Source organism: Novosphingobium sp. B1 (assembly GCF_900176395.1).
In the GTDB taxonomy this organism is placed as follows: domain Bacteria; phylum Pseudomonadota; class Alphaproteobacteria; order Sphingomonadales; family Sphingomonadaceae; genus Novosphingobium.
In genome coordinates, this window is the sequence record NZ_FWXL01000005.1 from 47,657 (window position 1) to 63,864 (window position 16,208).

Annotated in this window: 12 protein-coding genes; 5 read left to right on the forward strand and 7 right to left on the reverse strand. The window is 62.6% G+C overall.

Going from position 1 to position 16,208, the window contains the following annotated elements; translation table 11 throughout:
* The first annotated feature begins 110 nt into the window (after positions 1 to 110).
* Together B9A23_RS10200 and B9A23_RS10205 are read left to right on the forward strand one after the other, a co-directional pair.
* On the forward strand, positions 111 to 2,447 hold the full coding sequence (locus B9A23_RS10200) for a TonB-dependent receptor (RefSeq protein WP_084278764.1): 2,337 nt from the start codon (positions 111 to 113) through the stop codon (positions 2,445 to 2,447).
* A 111-nt stretch (positions 2,448 to 2,558) separates the two neighbouring features.
* Entirely contained in the window at positions 2,559 to 2,753 is a 195-nt protein-coding gene (locus B9A23_RS10205) for a hypothetical protein (RefSeq protein WP_084278765.1), read from the forward strand.
* A gap of 46 nt (positions 2,754 to 2,799) precedes the next feature.
* On the opposite strand, the gene B9A23_RS10210 is transcribed toward B9A23_RS10205, so the two are convergent.
* Positions 2,800 to 4,026, reverse strand: coding sequence for an MFS transporter (locus tag B9A23_RS10210; RefSeq protein ID WP_084278766.1), 1,227 nt, complete (start codon positions 4,024 to 4,026; stop codon positions 2,800 to 2,802).
* Between the two features lie 131 nt (positions 4,027 to 4,157).
* Between B9A23_RS10210 and B9A23_RS10215 the strand changes: the two genes are divergently transcribed.
* The gene (locus tag B9A23_RS10215; protein ID WP_084278767.1) at positions 4,158 to 5,237 is read left to right on the forward strand and encodes a YeiH family protein; all 1,080 of its coding nucleotides are present in this window, start codon (positions 4,158 to 4,160) and stop codon (positions 5,235 to 5,237) included.
* 9 nt (positions 5,238 to 5,246) lie between these two features.
* On the opposite strand, the gene B9A23_RS10220 is transcribed toward B9A23_RS10215, so the two are convergent.
* Both B9A23_RS10220 and B9A23_RS22765 read right to left on the reverse strand, forming a co-directional pair.
* On the reverse strand, positions 5,247 to 7,571 hold the full coding sequence (locus B9A23_RS10220) for a putative bifunctional diguanylate cyclase/phosphodiesterase (protein WP_176217953.1): 2,325 nt from the start codon (positions 7,569 to 7,571) through the stop codon (positions 5,247 to 5,249).
* 8 nt (positions 7,572 to 7,579) lie between these two features.
* Entirely contained in the window at positions 7,580 to 8,281 is a 702-nt protein-coding gene (locus tag B9A23_RS22765; RefSeq protein WP_176217954.1) for a cupredoxin domain-containing protein, read from the reverse strand.
* A 60-nt stretch (positions 8,282 to 8,341) separates the two neighbouring features.
* On the opposite strand from B9A23_RS22765, the gene B9A23_RS10230 reads away from it, so the two are divergent.
* Both B9A23_RS10230 and B9A23_RS10235 read left to right on the forward strand, forming a co-directional pair.
* Positions 8,342 to 9,253, forward strand: a complete 912-nt coding sequence (locus tag B9A23_RS10230; RefSeq protein ID WP_084278770.1) for a DUF3034 family protein — start codon at positions 8,342 to 8,344, stop codon at positions 9,251 to 9,253.
* A 17-nt stretch (positions 9,254 to 9,270) separates the two neighbouring features.
* Positions 9,271 to 9,885 (forward strand): group I truncated hemoglobin, encoded by a 615-nt coding sequence (locus tag B9A23_RS10235; RefSeq protein ID WP_254895070.1) that lies wholly within the window; start codon positions 9,271 to 9,273, stop codon positions 9,883 to 9,885.
* 20 nt (positions 9,886 to 9,905) lie between these two features.
* Here B9A23_RS10235 and B9A23_RS10240 read toward each other — a convergent pair whose 3' ends face one another.
* The 4 genes from B9A23_RS10240 to B9A23_RS10255 all read right to left on the reverse strand — a co-directional run bounded on the left by B9A23_RS10240 (position 9,906) and on the right by B9A23_RS10255 (position 16,208).
* On the reverse strand, positions 9,906 to 11,309 hold the full coding sequence (locus B9A23_RS10240; RefSeq protein ID WP_084278771.1) for a sensor histidine kinase: 1,404 nt from the start codon (positions 11,307 to 11,309) through the stop codon (positions 9,906 to 9,908).
* A 161-nt stretch (positions 11,310 to 11,470) separates the two neighbouring features.
* On the reverse strand, positions 11,471 to 13,846 hold the full coding sequence (locus B9A23_RS10245) for a glycoside hydrolase family 3 protein (RefSeq protein ID WP_368655936.1): 2,376 nt from the start codon (positions 13,844 to 13,846) through the stop codon (positions 11,471 to 11,473).
* Positions 13,847 to 13,968: 122 nt separating this feature from the next.
* Entirely contained in the window at positions 13,969 to 15,153 is a 1,185-nt protein-coding gene (locus B9A23_RS10250) for an MFS transporter (RefSeq protein ID WP_084278773.1), read from the reverse strand.
* Entirely contained in the window at positions 15,150 to 16,208 is a 1,059-nt protein-coding gene (locus B9A23_RS10255) for a LacI family DNA-binding transcriptional regulator (protein WP_084278774.1), read from the reverse strand. Before B9A23_RS10255 ends, B9A23_RS10250 begins: the two co-directional genes overlap by 4 nt.

Here is a 16,208-nt window from a genome sequence, read left to right on the forward strand (position 1 = left end):
ACACCGCTTGACATATCCACCGCTCCATAGCAGATCAAGCACCAATCGCGGCCGATCGACGAGGGAGCACGACTACCCTTGGAAGACCGCTTTTTGCAGGGGAGAGATCCATGAGCTTCAAGCATTCCGCACTCGCGCGCGCCTTGGCGATTTCGGCCAGCGCCCTCACTTTTGCCATCGCCGGCGCCGCCCACGCCCAGGATGCCGCCGAAGAGAACTCGGGGGGCATCGGCGAAATCGTCGTTACTGCACAGAAGGTTGCCGAGAACGTCCAGGACGTTCCGATCGCGATCACCGCATTGACGGCTGACCGCCTCGAAGCCGCCGGCACCACCAGCCTGGAAGGGCTGACGCAGCTGGTTCCTTCGGTCACCTTCCGCAAGGGCACGACCAGCGCGAACAGCGCCATCGTGATGCGCGGCGTCGGCACGATCACCTTCTCGGTAGCGGCAGAACCCAGCGTTTCGACCGTTGTCGACGGCGTGGTGCTGAGCCGTTCGGGCCAGGCATTCATGGACCTCGTCGATGCCCAGCGCCTCGAAGTGCTGCGCGGACCGCAGGGCACGCTGTTCGGCAAGAACGCGTCGGCTGGCCTCGTCAACATCGTCTCGAAGGGCGGGACCGACACGCTGCAGGGCGAAGCGCGCATCGAAGCCTATGAAGGCAACGAATACCGCCTGCGCGCCTCAGTTTCCGGCCCGCTGTCCGAAGGGCTTACCGCCCGCGTCACCGGCTTCTACGGCAACTATGATGGCAACATCACCAACGTCTATGGCGGCAAGAACGACAAGGTGAACGGCTACGAGCACTACGGTGCTCGCGGCATCATCGACTACGACAACGGCGGGTCGAAGCTTCGCCTGATCGCCGACTACTTCCGCGCCGACGACGATTGCTGCGCCGACGTGACCACGGTCAGCCGCGGCGCGGTGCTCGATGCCGAGCTGGGCTTGCCGGGCGGCGTGGCGCAGGGCCTGAACCAGCGCTTCATCAACCAGGATCTGGTCACGCGGACCAAGGACCGCCAGTGGAGCCTGACCGCATCAGGCGATTTCGACGTTTTCGAAAGCCACACGCTGAGCGTGATCGCAGGCTATCGCAACTGGCGGAACGAGGAAAACCGCGACGGCGACTTCCTGCCGCGCACCATCGTCGGCACCGGCCAGCTTCACGACTTTGGCGTGGTGAATACGCAGCAGCTCAGCCTCGAAGTGCGCCTCGCCTCGGACCAGACGCAGCCGTTCTTCTATCAGGTCGGCGCCTTTGCCTGGGGTTCGAACAACCAGCAGGACTTCACCCGCCGCAACGTGACCTGCGCCACATCGACGCTGCCGGTGGCAGCATCTGGCGCACGTCCTTGCAACCTTCCGGACACGGTCAACACGATCTTCCCGACCGCGACGTCGCGCAGCGAGGTGGAATCGCGCAACTACGCCGTCTTCGGCCAGGCGACCTATCGCTTCAGCGACATGATCTCGTTGACCGGCGGCCTGCGCTACACCTGGGATGACCTCTCGTTCACGCACACCCGTGCGCCTGCGGTGAACGCCACCACCGGCCTGCCCGCGACAGGCCCCGGCACCAACGGCAGCCCAGCCGGTGGCACGATCGCCTCGGGCGGCAACGGCACCAACACCTCGGCGGGATCGAGCAACAACGGCAATCTTTCGGGCCGCGCCGTCCTGCAGATCACGCCGACCGAGGACGTGATGCTCTATGGCAGCTACACCCGTGGCTACAAGGGACCGGCGTTCAACGTCTTCTTCAACCACACCGCGCCAACCAATGCGATTCCGATCGACGAGGAAACCTCGAACGCCTACGAGATCGGCCTGAAGTCGCAGTTCCTTGACAACCGCGTGCAATTCAATGCGGCGGCCTTCACCGTAACCTACAACGGCTTCCAGGCGAACAATTTCGTGCTGCTCAACGGGGCTGTGGTCTCGAACCTGACCAACGCAGGTTCAGTGCGCAGCAAGGGCTTCGAAGTGGACCTGCTGGCCGTGCCGGTTGATGGCCTGACGCTGCGCGCAAGCGGCGCCTATGCCGATGCCAAGGTGCTGAAGTTCAACCCGAACCCCAACACCAACGCACCCGACGCACGCAATGGCACGCGCCTGCCGCTGGCGCCGAAGTTCACCTACACGCTTGGCGGCAGCTACGAGCGCGATCTGGGCGGTTTCAAGCTCTATCTCGACACCGACTTCCGCCATGTCGGCAAGCAGTTCTCCGACCTTGGCGAGAGCGGACCGATCGACGCCTACGGTATCTGGAATGCCGGGATCGGCTTCTCGGACGCAGAAGACCTTTATCGACTGACGTTCCATGCCCGGAACATCACCGACAAGTCCTATGCGCTGCTCAACGTCAGCGCCGGCCAGCGCCTGCAGATCCCGCGCGACGCCGACCGCTACTTCGGCGTGAGCCTGCGCGCCAAGTTCCAGTAAACTCCCCCTCCCTCGGGTGGAAGAAGAGGCTCCGGGCGTTGGTCCGGAGCCTCTTTTCGTCCGCAGAGCTAGAGAGTTGCGGATCTCAAGGGAAAGTGACAGACTGTCAGCATGACGGCAAAGCACACGGATCATGGCGGCCGCAAACTTGGTATACCGCTGATTATGGGCATTTACATTGCGCCCGCAATTTTCAGTTGGCTGATCTTGCGGCGGGGTTTTGCAAGTTCGACCCAGACTGCCGTTTTCACTTATACCATCGTGATCACGCTTCTCGGTTATGCAAAAGCCTCTACGATGGGATGACAGCCGGTGAACTACTGCCTCTATCAAGATAGAAGTTTCATCTATTTCACTCCGCCGCCAGTTCCAGCTTCGGCAGCATCAGGTGGATGAAGGCCAGCGCCACCAGGTAGGCGCTACCGCAGATGGCGAACATCGGCACATAGCCGAGGCCGTTGGTCAGCGACCAGCCCGCAAACTCGATGATACCGGTGCCTGACAGGTTCCCCGCAATCGCTCCCAGTGCGATCACGCTGGCGACGCGGGTGGCGGGGATGACGTCGGCGGTCATGCCGAAGACGTTGGTGGAAAAGCCCTGGTGCGCAAAGAGGCCGAGGCCAATCAGGATGGCGGCGATCCACGGGCTTTGTGTTTGCAGCGATAGCGGCATGGCGAGGACGACGAGGGCGTAGAACAGCATCGAGCTCTTGCGCGCGCGGTTCACGCTGAAGCCCTTGCCCAGCAGGATCGGGTAGAGGCCGCCGGAGGTCAATGCGCCCAATGCGGCCAGCGTGAAGATGATGGCGATGGGCCAGCCCAGGGCCCCCTGCCCCAGCCCGAACTGCCGGTTGAAGAAATCGGGCATCCAGAACAGCACGAACCACCACACCGCATCGGTGCAGAACTTGGCGCCGATCACCGTCCATGTTCGGCGATCGCGCAGCAATTCGCCCCACGGCACGCGGGCGCGTTCGGGCACGTTGCCGACGGGCTGGAGGTTGCGGGTGCCGAGCCACCAGCCGATCAGCCAGAGGAAGCCCAGCGCACCGGTGACGACGAAGGCTGCCTTCCAGCCGAAAGCCAGCGCAAAGGGCGGGATCAGGATGGGTGTCAGGATTGCACCGATGTTGGGAGCGGTGTTGATCAAACCGATCGCCATGTTGCGCTGGGCGAGCGGCAGGTAGGTTGCTGCTGCCTTCAACCCGGCGGGAGTAGAGACGGATTCACCCGCGGCCAGCACGATGCGCGCGGCGACGAATTGCTGGACAGTCTGCGCCAGTGCGTGCGCCATGCCCGCAGCGCTCCACACCACGACGGCAATGCCGTAGGCAAGGCGTACACCCAGCCGGTCGACAAACCAGCCGACGAAGAGCAGCGTGCCCGCCGCGGCGATCTGAAAGGATGAGCCAAGGTGCGCGTAATCGGCGTCAGTCCAGCCAAATTCCGCCTCCAGCGTGGGCTTGAGCAGCGCAAGAACCTGCCGGTCGACGTAGTTCAGGGCATTGCCGAGGAACAGCAGCGCCACCAGCGCATAGACCGCGCCGCGGCTCATGCCCTTCACCGCACCATTCGACATTGCTCGATCTCCCACCAATTCCGACCGCTGCAGCGGTGCTTCTCGCTTGCACGATAGCCGCTTCAGCGCGTAAAGGAAGCCCAATATGACACCGTAGGACAGACGGTGGGAGTGTTTCGGGGAGAGAAGCCTTGGCGAAGGCGGAGATTGACTGGAACTCGCTGCCCTCGGCAGCAGACCTGTTTGGCGAGATCCATCTGGCGCAGGAAGTGCCTGCGCCAGCCGAGCCGCGCGAGACCGTCTTTCAGGGCCTGGCTATCTGCGCGATTGCAGCAGCGGCGGCGGCGTGGCTTTCAGAGCATTATCACTTCCCGATCATCCTGCTCGGATTGCTGATCGGCCTTTCGCTCAGCTTTGTGGCGAAGGACCCTCGCAGCCACCTCGGCCTCGATTTCGCCTCGCGCACCTGCCTTCGCCTTGGCGTCGTTCTGCTTGGGTTGCAGGTGACTTTCTCGCAGATCGGCTCGCTCGGCCTGCACCCGTTCCTCGCGCTTCTGGCAATCATGACCGTCACGTTTCTGGCTGGCATCGCCGGGGCAAGGCTTGTTGGCCAGTCGCGCTACACGGGCATCCTGGCAGGCGGGGCCACGGCGATCTGCGGTGCCAGCGCGGCCATGGCGCTCTATGGCGTTATCGGGCGCGAGCGGGTGAGCCAGGCGCAGTTTGCGATAACCCTTGTCGTGGTGTCGCTTGCCAGTGCGCTTGCGATGTCGCTTTACCCGATTCTCGCAGAATACCTCGGCCTTAGCGACAGCCAGGCCGGCTTCCTGATCGGTGCATCAATCCATGACGTGGCCCAGGCAATCGGCGGTGGCTATGCCTTCTCCGAGGCCGCTGGAAGCTACGCCACCATCGTGAAGCTTTCGCGCGTTGCGCTGCTTGCGCCTGTGGTAATCATCACCGGCCTTGCTCTCGGCCGTACTGGCGACACGCCAAGTGCTCCGCTGTGGAAGCGGCTGGCCCTGCCCTGGTTCATCGTTGCCTTCTTCGCCGTGGTCGTGATCAACTCGCTGGTCGAGACACCGCCGTCAGTGCGTGATACCGCCCTTGGAGGATCCAAGGGCTTCCTGCTGATTGCTGTCATCGCAACCGCCATGCGCAGTCGACTGGACCTTCTGATGGAGTCGGGCATCAGGCCGGCTGTTCCCGTGGCGATTGCAACGCTCGTCAGTTTCGTGGCTTCGCTCGCTTCGGCCATGCTGATCGGATAACCTGCTACTTCATCCGGCAACCGCCTTGCGGTCGGCACTGTGTACCGATCTCAGCAGGTTGAGCACCGCCGCAGCAGGAACAGGCTTGCTGATCAGGTAGCCCTGAATCATGTCGCAGCCCTCGCTACGCAGCAGTTCGAGCAGCTCGGCTGTCTCGACCCCCTCGGCGAGCGTTTCCATGCCCAGAGCATCGGCAAGCGTGGTGATGGCGCGAATGATCGCATGAGCGCTGCCACCATCGCCCAAAGCTTGGACAAAGCTCTGATCGATCTTGATCTTGTTGAACGGAAAGGAGCGCAGGTAGCTAAGCGAGGAATAGCCTGTGCCGAAATCGTCAAGCGCCACACGGACACCCAAAGCCTGGAAGGTGTGAAGTACGCGCAGTGTCTTCTCGACATTGCCGATAAATACGCTTTCGGTGATTTCAAGCTCTAGGCGCGGGGCCGCAAGGCCGCTTTGCGCCAGTGCCTGCGCGACAGTGCTCGCAAGGCCATCAGCGCCAAGCTGACGGGGAGAAATATTGACCGCTACCGACAAGCCATCTGGCCATTGCGCAGCAACCCGGCAAGCCTCGCGCAGCGCCCATTCGCCCAAGGGGACGATCAGCCCGGTTTCCTCGGCGATTGGAATGAAGGTCGCCGGACTGATCATGCCATGTTCGCGATGATGCCAGCGCATCAGCGCTTCAAAGCCTTTTACCCGGCCCTCCGAGATCGAGTATAGCGGCTGGAAGTACAGCTCGAAATCGCCATCGCGGATGGCGTGACGAAGGTCCACTTCCATACGGCGCCGACGGCTTGCCTCGGCATCGAGCGAAGGTTCGAAGAAGTGGCAGCCGCCCTTGCCGTCACTTTTCGCGCGATAGAGCGCAAGATCCGCGCTATTCAGCAGTCCATCGCCGTTGGCCGCATCATCCGGCCCGATCGCGATGCCGATGCTGCTTGAGACCAGCACAGGGCGTTCGTCGACAGTCATTTCCCGATTGAGCACTATCTCGAGCGATCGGGCGATCGCCGTGCAATCGAACCCGGCTTCGATGCCGTTCAGGAGAAGACCGAACTCGTCACCACCGAAACGGGCAACCATTGCATCAGGGAACTGATCCTGCAGTCCCTGTGCCACGGCGCAAAGAACCCCGTCACCGATAGCGTGCCCCATGGAGTCGTTGATCGTCTTGAAATCATCGACATCGATGAAGGCCACGAGCGTCCTTGCCGAAGCTGTCTGGCGCTGAACGGCACGATCAAGTTTTTCGATGAAGAAGCGTCGATTGGGCAGCCCCGTCAGAACATCGTGGAGCGAAGCGTGAAGGATCTGCTGCTCGCGCTCCTCCACGGCCTCGACCATCGCATTGAAGCTTGCAGCCAGTGAGCGGACTTCCGACGGGCCACTCACGCGAACCTTCGACACCGCGCCTGCGGCATAAGCGCGGGCAGCCTCGGCAAGCTGCTGCAGCGGTTTCGCCACGCCTCTGGAGATGCGGATCGCAGCCCAGGCCCCGGCAAGCATTCCGAACAGACTGATGAACATGAGCGCGACGTGCAATACGGTGTACCGGGCCATCGCGGCTTCCAGCGAGTGAGTCAGCACGAGCCGCCCCTCGCTTCCTTCCTGCAGGCTGGCTAGCGGCGAAACCCTGACCAGCCGCTCCCCGTTGCCATCATCGACCTCGCCGATCTTCCCAAGCGGCAATTGCGCCAGATGCGGAGCAAGATCGCCGCGGTCCACGACATGCGCCTCGATAGGCACCGCTGACAGCCGAGACAGTTGCGCCACGTCGGCCGGGCCGAGTCGGCTCACAAGGATCAGCCACCCGGCAAGATCCGGCATCTCGATCGGGACCGCGGCGGCAAGCGCTTCATCCTTGCCAAGCCTGATTACGCCACGATCCTTGCCGTTCTCGAGCCGCGGCAGCAGCGCAGTGCCATCAAGGTCACCTCCAATTACCGAGCCATCGAGTTGAACGATGGCAGCTTCGCTGACGTTGGCCCGGTCACGCAGGCTTTGCAGGGCAGAGATCAGCGTGTCGGTGTCACCAGTGGCATAGGCCTCCCGGAACCCGAAATCACGGGCAACGACCTGACCGGCATTGGCCATCTGGCTCTGCCGGGACGCAATGATCTGATCGAACACGCGCGCATTCGAGCCAAGATCGCCTTCCGCATTTTCGCGTGCAAAGATTGCGATGCTCGAATTGGCGACAAACAAGGTCGCCACCATCAGAATGGCCAGCAGCACGACGTAAACCAGTGCGATGCGGCTGCCGAGAGAGCGTACACGCAAGCCTATGAGGGACTTGCTGCGCGCAAACATGGCGCGCATCCTGATGCTCATGACCGCGCTCATTTGCCGGCAATCGGTCTTACGGCGACAGTCAGGCGATTTCGCTGCCCGGGGACGAGTTGCACCTTGCCCCGCCATTCCCCACCGATGCCTCTGATCCGTGGGTGCCAGACGACAACCTCGCGGCGTCCTCCCGAGACGCCATCGATCTGTGCCAGGCCGTTGCCATCGGAGCGCGCCGCGTAAGGGGTGGAAACGACACGGACATAGCCTTGCATCGTGTCGTGAATGTTGCATCCCAGAGAAATCGTGCCGGCGTTGTCAAACCGCTGCGAGCGCGTTTGATCGTGACTGTACAGGTCGATGCGGAATGGCCCTGGCTTCGAGAAGCTGTAGATCGAATGGCGGACGGTATCCAGATTGGGAAAAGCGACAGTCGCCCCCTTCGGCACGATCAGCGTACCAGGCACAAAAGCGAGGTTGCGCTGCGCCATCGCATTCCGCCACGAAAAAGCAAGTCTCCGGGTATCGCCCGCAAGCGGCGCAACTTCGATGACCGCATCGCGCAAAGGCATGCCGGCCTGATCGACAATCTGGAAGGAAACGGCTGCAGGTGCTGCGGCGGTTCCGATCGCCGGCAGGATACCTGCGAAAAGAGAGAGGCTTGCAAAGGCCAAAAAGAGGGGCTTCGGGAATGTCATGTGAGCCAAATCACAAACATTTCCTAATACATTGCAAAACAACCGAATTGCATGTTTCACTATTTGCTAGTGAGTCAAATTTAACCCCGAAATCGATTTTGGTTCACGGGTTGATCGCATATGAAAGAGTTACGTCCGGCCTCTCTGCACTCGCTCGGCAGGGTTTGCCGGAAAACAGCCAGCGCAATCCTTCTGACCTGCGCAGTTGCTTCGCCTGCATGTGCGGACCCCCTGCTCGATGGCGGAAAACTCGTTCTCACCAATGGCATATCGACCATTGAAGGCGCGAGCGGTGGCGGTCTGGCGGCCTGGTCGACTATCGCGGGCATGGAAACAGACCGGGCAATCGGCATTTCCGGGCACGTAACCGGTATCGAGCTTGCGGACTATGGCTGGCAGAGCCATGGCGTGTCGATCGGCGTGCACGACCGCGTCGAGCTGTCCTATGCCCGCCAGAATTTCGACACCCGGAAAGCGGGTGCCGCCCTGGGCCTGGGCGAAGGTTACCGTTTCAATCAGGACATCTTCGCCGTGAAAGTCAGGCTGGCAGGTGACGTGGTCTATGGCTCCGCGCTGCTTCCGCAGATCAGCCTGGGTATGCACCACAAGCGCAGTCTTGACGGCGCCATAGTCAAGGCTGTCGGCGCGCGATCTGCCAGCGGGACCGACTTCACTGCCAGCGCAACGAAGCTTATCCTGTCACGTAGCCTTCTGGTCAATGCCACCGCGCGCCTGACCAACGCAAACCAGTTCGGCTTGCTTGGCTTTGGCAGCCCTCTGAACGCATCACGCAGCCTGCAATTCGAAGGTTCGCTGGGCTGGATGCTCTCACCGCGCGTGGTTGTCGGCGGGGAATATCGGACGCGCCCCAGCAACCTGGCATTCGCGCGGGAAGATGATGCCCATGACCTGTTCGTGGCCTGGGCGGTGAGCCGCAACGCAACGTTGACGGCTGCCTATGCAGATGTCGGATCGGTGGCCACTTTCGATGGACAGCGCGGTGCGCTGGTCTCCTTGCAATTTGCATTCTGACGGACTCTGAAACGATGATGAAAGTGCTCAAGCACCTGACACCGCTGGCCTGCGCTGTCGCTCTTACAAATCCGGGCTGCGCCGGCGCACAGGACATGACCGGTCCGCAAGAGGCAGAAGTTGCAAAAGCCGATCCGGCGACTGACGCTGCGGGCAGCATCGATTGGGAAAAGGAATTCGGTGTCGAGAAGAAGGTGCCCGATCCGGTAACCGGCGAGCTGCCGGTCGCGCCTTACGAAACTTCCCCCGCCAACGCGGGCGCAAAGCCGTTCCAGCACTCCAACATGGCGCAGGCATTTGGCGGGCAAGCGGGAATTCGCGCGATCGTGAACAGGTTCGTCGAACTGAACACCACGGACCCGCGCATCGACGCCATTTTCCGCAACCAGGACATCGTCCGCCTGCGCCGTACGCTATTCGAACAGTTCTGCTACCTGCTCGATGCGGGCTGCGCCTACACCGGTCGCGACATGAAATCGGCGCACAAGGACTTGGGCGTCACGCGGGCCGATCTCAACGCTCTGGTCGAGAACCTTCAGAAGGCCATGCGCGAGGCGGAAGTCCCGTTTGCGGCGCAGAACAGGTTCTTGGCCAAGTTGGCGCCGATGGACAAGGACGTGGTCACTAGGTGACTGCGCAGCCTGCTGCGCACCTACACTAGCGCGGTCTTGGGAATCGTGATCCTGCAGTACACGCCTTCGGGCCGGTACTGGTAATCCAGCTTGCCACCAAGCCCGTGATGGACCGAGCGCTCGATCAACCTGGTGCCGAAGCCTTGCCTTTCCGGCGGGGTCACCATGGGCCCGCCGATTTCGGTCCACGTCACCAAGACCTCGCCTGCCGCATCCTCGACCACGCATGCAAGGTCGATCTGCCCATCGTTCGACAGCGCACCGTACTTCGAGGAATTGGTCGCCAGTTCGTGGACGACCATTCCCAGCGCTTGGCCGGCGCCCGAGCGCAGGACCACCTGCGAGGCACCATTTTCGAAACGGGGGTTCACCACGTAGGGTGACAACTCGTCGACGATCAGCGCCCGCAAGCTGACACCGTCCCAACGATTTTCGGCAAGGTGGCTGTGGGTTCGGCTGATTGCCGCGATCCGGCCCAGCAACGCTTCCTTGAACTCGGCAATCGCCCCTTGCGCCTTCATCATCTGGACGATCGACTGCACCACCGCGAGCAGGTTCTTGGCGCGGTGATCGACTTCGCGCGTCAGCAGAACTTCACGCTCCCGAGCATGCTTGAGGTCAGTGATCTCGACGCAGAAGATACCTACGCCCCGGCGCTGACCGTCGGGCCCGTGCACCGGGTAGAAAACTTCCGACCAGGTCCGCTTGACGCCGGGGTTTGCTGCCGTTTCCCCGGTGATCTCGACACCACGGACTACCTCGCCTTCGTCCACAACCTTTCGCAAGATGGGCTCGGCCGATGCGCGCAGATCGGGCACTAGATCCCAGGCGCTGCGGCCCAGATGATCTTCGACCGCAAAGCCATTCATTTCGGCAAGGCAATCGTTCACTCGGGTGAAGCGCAGGTCAGCATCAAGCAAGCCCAGCCCGACAGGTGCCTCGTTGTAGATCGCCTGAAGTTCATCGATCACTCCCAGAAGCTTGCTGCGCTGCTGGGCCTGCTCGGACACTTCCTGCTGCAGCCGGTTGGTCGTCTGGATCAATCGCATCGCACTGTTGCACAAGGCGTGAACCACCTCGAGCACGATTACCGTGGTCGGAACATAGACCACCATTGCCAGGGCTGCACCATCGCGCAGGACGAAAAGCTCAATCGGATCGGTGAAAAAATACCACGCCAGAAAGGTTGCCACATAGCCGGAAAAGCGGCCTCCGAGGAACGTGGCAATGACGATTGCGGGGTAGAATGGCAGGAGCGGTGCCGGAGCAACGTCCCCCATGCCCACCCTTATGGCAGCGGCGACGGCGACAAGTCCGAGAGCTGCAAGCGCGCCCAGACCGGGCCTGTGCAGCAACGTGTGGCACATGGACAAGGGCCAGCGTCCCCACAGGCCCTCATCTTCAGCCGGAAGCTCCCGATCCATGACCCGTCCCCTTGACCGCGCCTGGGTCAGACGCGGTGCACTATGCCGTGTAGCACACCCGCGTCAACTGGCTGCAACCTCAAATGACAGCATCAAGCGCCTGAAGATAAAGCCTTAACGAGCCGGCAGAAAATCTTAACCGTGCGGCGGGATAGACCCGGTCACCGGCTGGCCGGAGGACAAGGCAAGCTTTCGCCTACACCCTCGACCCGCGCATCGCGGATCGTTGCCCCGAAGCCCTTTTCTGCTCCGACGCGCAGCGGCGAGGTGACCGTCTCCAGGTTGGCACCTTGCGCGGCAAAGCAGGTCAGCGGTATACGGACTGTCGAGATCTGGCCCACGGTGCCGGGCGTGGCACCGAGGTCAAGCTTGGCGCCGCCGAAGCTGACAGACACAGGACCAGCCCCGTTCGAGTCCACTCTCCAATCGAGCCGAAGCACATAGCCGCCACCCAATTGGCGCCGCATGTCGACCACTGGCCCGTCCAGCGCGAAATCACCCTTGCCGGACCATGTGAACTGGCGCGCATCCTCCTGCGCCGTCAGGTCGACCGACCGCACTGTCACGACGCTGTCGAGTCCCAGACGCCACGGCTCGATGACCTTGCCCGAGCGGATGAAGGTCGTCTCGGCCAGTTTCGACCCGACTTCTACTCCCGGATCCTCGTTGACGCGGCCAACGCTGCCTGGCTTGGCGTACGACAATCCATAGCCCAGCGGAAAAAGGGGCGCGCTCATGGGTGATCGCGCATCGCGCGGCCATGCAAATGGCAAGGTGCCAGTGAAATCACGCACAGGCTTCCCGTCGCGTCGTGCAACCAGAACATCGGCGACGCCCTGCCCCTGCGAACCTGGCTGCCAGGCTGCAACGAAGGCATCGGCAAGGTTCATCTCGGCGCCTGCGAACATCGGCCTGCCCGACAGGAACACTGCAACAACGGGGATACCGCGAGCCTTCAGTCCCTTCAGGAGATCAAGCTCACCGCGACGCGCTTCGAAGGCAAGCGTGGTCACATCGCCCTGGAACTCGGCGTAGGGTTGCTCTCCGAAAACCACCACAGCAACATCAGGCTTGGTCGCGCCCATGGCTTCGGCAATTTCTGCCGCGCCTCCTGCTGCTACAACCGCATCGGCAATCGCCCGGCCGACCGTCTGGCCCTTGGGAAAGTCGGCAGCGGTCGTATCCGTGCCCTGCCAAGTCACGGTCCAACCGCCGGCCTGCATGGCCATGCTGTCAGCCCCGGGGCCGGTCACCAGCACCTTCGCGCCCGGCTTGATCGGCAGGAGTCCGCCTTCATTCTTGAGCAGCACCAGCGACTTGGCGACTGCTTCTCGGGCCACGTCGAGGTGCGCCTGGGCGCCAACGGCTGCCGGGTTGCCACGCTCCACCAGCCGGGGTCCCATGATCCCCAGCTTGTACTTGACCCGCAGGATGCGGCGCACCGCATCGTCGAGGCGCGCTATCGGAATCTTGCCTTCGCGCACTTCGCGCAAGGTGTTGTCGAACAGGCCCTGCCAGCTGTCAGGCGCCATGTAGAGGTCTAGCCCTGCGTTGAGCGAGGCGGCGCAATCGGTCGGCGTGCAGCCTTCAACCTGGCCGTGCCCGTTCCAGTCACCGACAACCAGACCTTCGAAGCCCATGCGCCTTTTCAGCACGTCGGTCAGCAGGGATCGGCTGCCATGGTTCTTCGCCCCGTTCCAGCTCGAGAAGCTGGCCATGACCGTCAGCGCACCTGCATCGATCGCGGGCGGATAACCCTGGGCATGAAGCCGAACGAGCTCGGTCTCGGCCAGCTTGGCATCGCCCTGATCCTTGCCCTGCTCGGTTCCGCCATCGGCGAGGAAGTGCTTGGCGCTGGCGGCAACCTTCTCGGACGTCAGCGGCTTTCCGGCCAGCAACGGGCCTTGCAGCCCTTCGACCATCGCCTTGGAATAGCTGGCGATCACCGCCGGGTCGCTTGAATAACCCTCATAGGCCCGGCCCCAGCGCAGGTCTTGCGGCGCAGCGAGCGTCGGGGCGAATGTCCATTCGATGCCCGATCCGGCAACTTCCGCCGCAGTCACTGTTCCGATGCGCTTGATCAGCTCTGCATCGCGAGCCGCGCCGAGCCCGACATTGTGCGGAAAGATCGTGGCGCCAGGCAGGTTCGAGTGGCCATGGACAGCGTCTACGCCAAACAGGATCGGGACGCCTGCGCCCGCCTTGCGCGAGGCGGCGCGATATTCGTTCACCAGCTTGAGCCACTTGGCGGCATCGGCACGCTCGTCTCCATAGGGGCCGCTGTTGCCACCTGCGAGAATCGAGCCAAGCGGATAACGTGCAAGGTCTTCAGGCTTTACCGAGCTGATATCGCCCTGGATTACCTGTCCCACCTTTTGTTCAAGGGTCAGCTTCCGCAGCAGCTTTGTTATCGCCTTCTCGGTCTTCGCGTCAGTGATGGTCGACGGGCTGTGGGCAGCTGGCCAATTCGCAGGATTGGCAACCGGGCTTTCCTGCGCAGAGACTGGTGCGGTAACCAGCAGGAACGATAGCGCCACCAGACTAGCCTTGGCTGGGCGCAAGCTTCCCTTCGACATCTACTTCCCCAAATTCTGTGAACGTTCTCAATCGCTCATCTCACACGTTTGCAATTGGAAAGCAAGCCTCGACGGAGCAGGGGTCAGGCTGCCCGTCGCAATCCGGACAGGAGCACGGTGGCGCACAGCGCAAGCAGCGCCAGCACCGCAAAGAGCGCGTCGAAGCCAAGGTTCGGCACCAGTGCCAAAGTAAGGGCCGGCATCGCGAGCGACGGGATGGTGTTGGTCAGGTTGAACAGCCCGAGATCACGCCCGCGCCTTGCGCTATCGGGCAGGACGCGCAGGGTGTGGGCGCTGTGCAGAGCAAGGAAGGCCGAGGTCGACAGGCCGAACAAGATGTACCCCGCAATCGCGCCATTGCGACTGCTTGCGATCGCCATGACCGACAGACCCAGCGCAGCGCCAATCGATGAGAGGACGAGGGGTGTCACCGGTTGCCCGGTCCGGTCGGCCCTGCCCCCGGCCAGCACGGCTACCAACGCGCCTATGACCATGGCGGCAAGAAGCACGCGGGCAATCGCGCTGTCGGCAAGGCCCGGATCGACCGAACGGAGCCAGAGGTAGAAAAAGGCGAACAGCGACGCTTCCGAAATCTGCACCAGCAACCGCGCAAGCCACATGCGAGTGGCCATGCCACGCAGAACCTTGCGCGCAACCTCGCCGCCATCCGCAGGCGTTGCAGTGGAAGCCTGCGCCAGGCCATCGTCGCCAAGGACGACCAGCGGCAGGACACACAGAGCGATTATCGCACCCACGAGCGCGAAGCGCGTCTCGAGCGAAAGGGCATCCGCCGTAGTCGCCAGCGCGCCAGCCAGAGCACCGGATGCCGGTGCGAAGGCCAGCAAGCCGCCGAGCATCCCCTTGCGTCCGTCCGGAACCTGATCCCCTGCCCACGCCGAAAGCGGTCCAAGCATCATGTTGAGCCCGACCTGCCACAGCGCGATCACCACGCCCAGCGAGAGTAACGTCCCCGTATGCGGCGCAATCTGAAGCATGACGCTCGATAGCAGGAGACCCACCAGCACGAAGGGGCGGCGCTTGCCAGCCAGGTCGCTCGCCCAGCCGAACAGGATGTTGCATGCGCTGGCGGCAATCGCCCCGAGGAATGTCGTTGCAGCCAGCCAGCGCACCGCCTCGTTCCCGGCCAGCTGGCCAACATGCATCGGCAGGAGCAGGGTCAGGAACGGCACATAGGCAATCGTCGACCCTGCCCATGCCAGTGCATAGAGACCAAGGAAGCGACGTTCGCGGCCCCGCGCCGGGCTCACGCCGCGGGGCCGGTCGAGCCGCGGACCTCGAAGCCCATGGGCAGTATAACCGCGCCTGCGACAGGCTCGCCCTTCTGCGCTGCGATCAGACTGCGCACAGCAGTTGCTGTCGTCTCGGCAATCGGCTGATCCACCGCCGTTAGCGCGGGGCGGGTGAAACGCACCAGCGGCGTGTTGTCAAAGCTGACCAATGATAGGTCGGCGGGGATCACGAGACCCAATTCATCCGCAATCTCTACCGTGGCCAGTGCCATCTGGTCGTTGCTGGCGATGATCGCGCTTGGCCTTTGTGTGCCGGCAAGCAGGGCACGGGCTGCGCGGACGCCCGAGGCATAAGTGAAGTCGCCCGCTTCGAGCAGACCGTCAGTCACGAGACCGGCTGAGTCCATTTCCGCCTTCCAGCCATCGATGCGCTTTTCCGAGAGGCGATATTCAGAAGGTCCGGAGATGAAGCCGATGCGCTTGTGGCCAAGACCGATCAGGTGCCGGGTCGCCATGCGCGCGCCGCCCTCATCGTCCATCGAGACCATGATGCCATCGGGCAGGCCTTCCTCGTGCACTTGCGCGCCGATCCGTGCGAAGGGAACGTTGTGGCGGGTCAGCGTCTCGAGAATCTGCGGGTTGTCGGAATGCGGTGGGGTCAGAATCGCGCCGTCGGGCTGAAGTGCCGCAATCGCCGCACCCAGTTCGCGCTCGACATGATCGTTGTGCGTGTCGACTAGTTCGAAGATCAGGCGATAGCCATGGTCGGCACATTCCAGCATGCCGCCCAGCAGCATCTGGTCGACCCAGTCCGTGCCCTGCCGCGCCCGCCAGTCGGCAATCGTGCGCTCCCGGTCGTTCAAGGCAAGGATCAGGTAGGAGCGCGAACCGCTCATCCGTTGCGCCGCGATCGAAGGCACATAGCCCAGCTTGTCGATCGAGGCCTGGACCTTTTCGCGCATTTCTGGCCGGACATTGGCCTCGTTGTTGATCACGCGGCTGACCGTCTGCAACGAGACGCCCGCATCGGCCGCCACGTGCTTGATCGTTACCGCCTGCCGCCTGCGCGCCAT

Excerpts from the sequence above, each read along its gene's own strand:
- B9A23_RS10205 (WP_084278765.1), top strand. The coding sequence starts at position 2,559 with ATGACGGCAAAGCACACGGATCATGGCGGCCGCAAACTTGGTATACCG.
- B9A23_RS10230 (WP_084278770.1), top strand. The coding sequence starts at position 8,342 with ATGAAAGAGTTACGTCCGGCCTCTCTGCACTCGCTCGGCAGGGTTTGC.
- B9A23_RS10210 (WP_084278766.1), bottom strand. The coding sequence starts at position 4,026 with ATGTCGAATGGTGCGGTGAAGGGCATGAGCCGCGGCGCGGTCTATGCG.
- B9A23_RS10255 (WP_084278774.1), bottom strand. The coding sequence starts at position 16,208 with ATGGCGCGCAGGCGGCAGGCGGTAACGATCAAGCACGTGGCGGCCGAT.
- B9A23_RS10220 (WP_176217953.1), bottom strand. The coding sequence starts at position 7,571 with ATGAGCATCAGGATGCGCGCCATGTTTGCGCGCAGCAAGTCCCTCATA.
- B9A23_RS10240 (WP_084278771.1), bottom strand. The coding sequence starts at position 11,309 with ATGGATCGGGAGCTTCCGGCTGAAGATGAGGGCCTGTGGGGACGCTGG.
- B9A23_RS10235 (WP_254895070.1), top strand. The coding sequence starts at position 9,271 with ATGAAAGTGCTCAAGCACCTGACACCGCTGGCCTGCGCTGTCGCTCTT.
- B9A23_RS10200 (WP_084278764.1), top strand. The coding sequence starts at position 111 with ATGAGCTTCAAGCATTCCGCACTCGCGCGCGCCTTGGCGATTTCGGCC.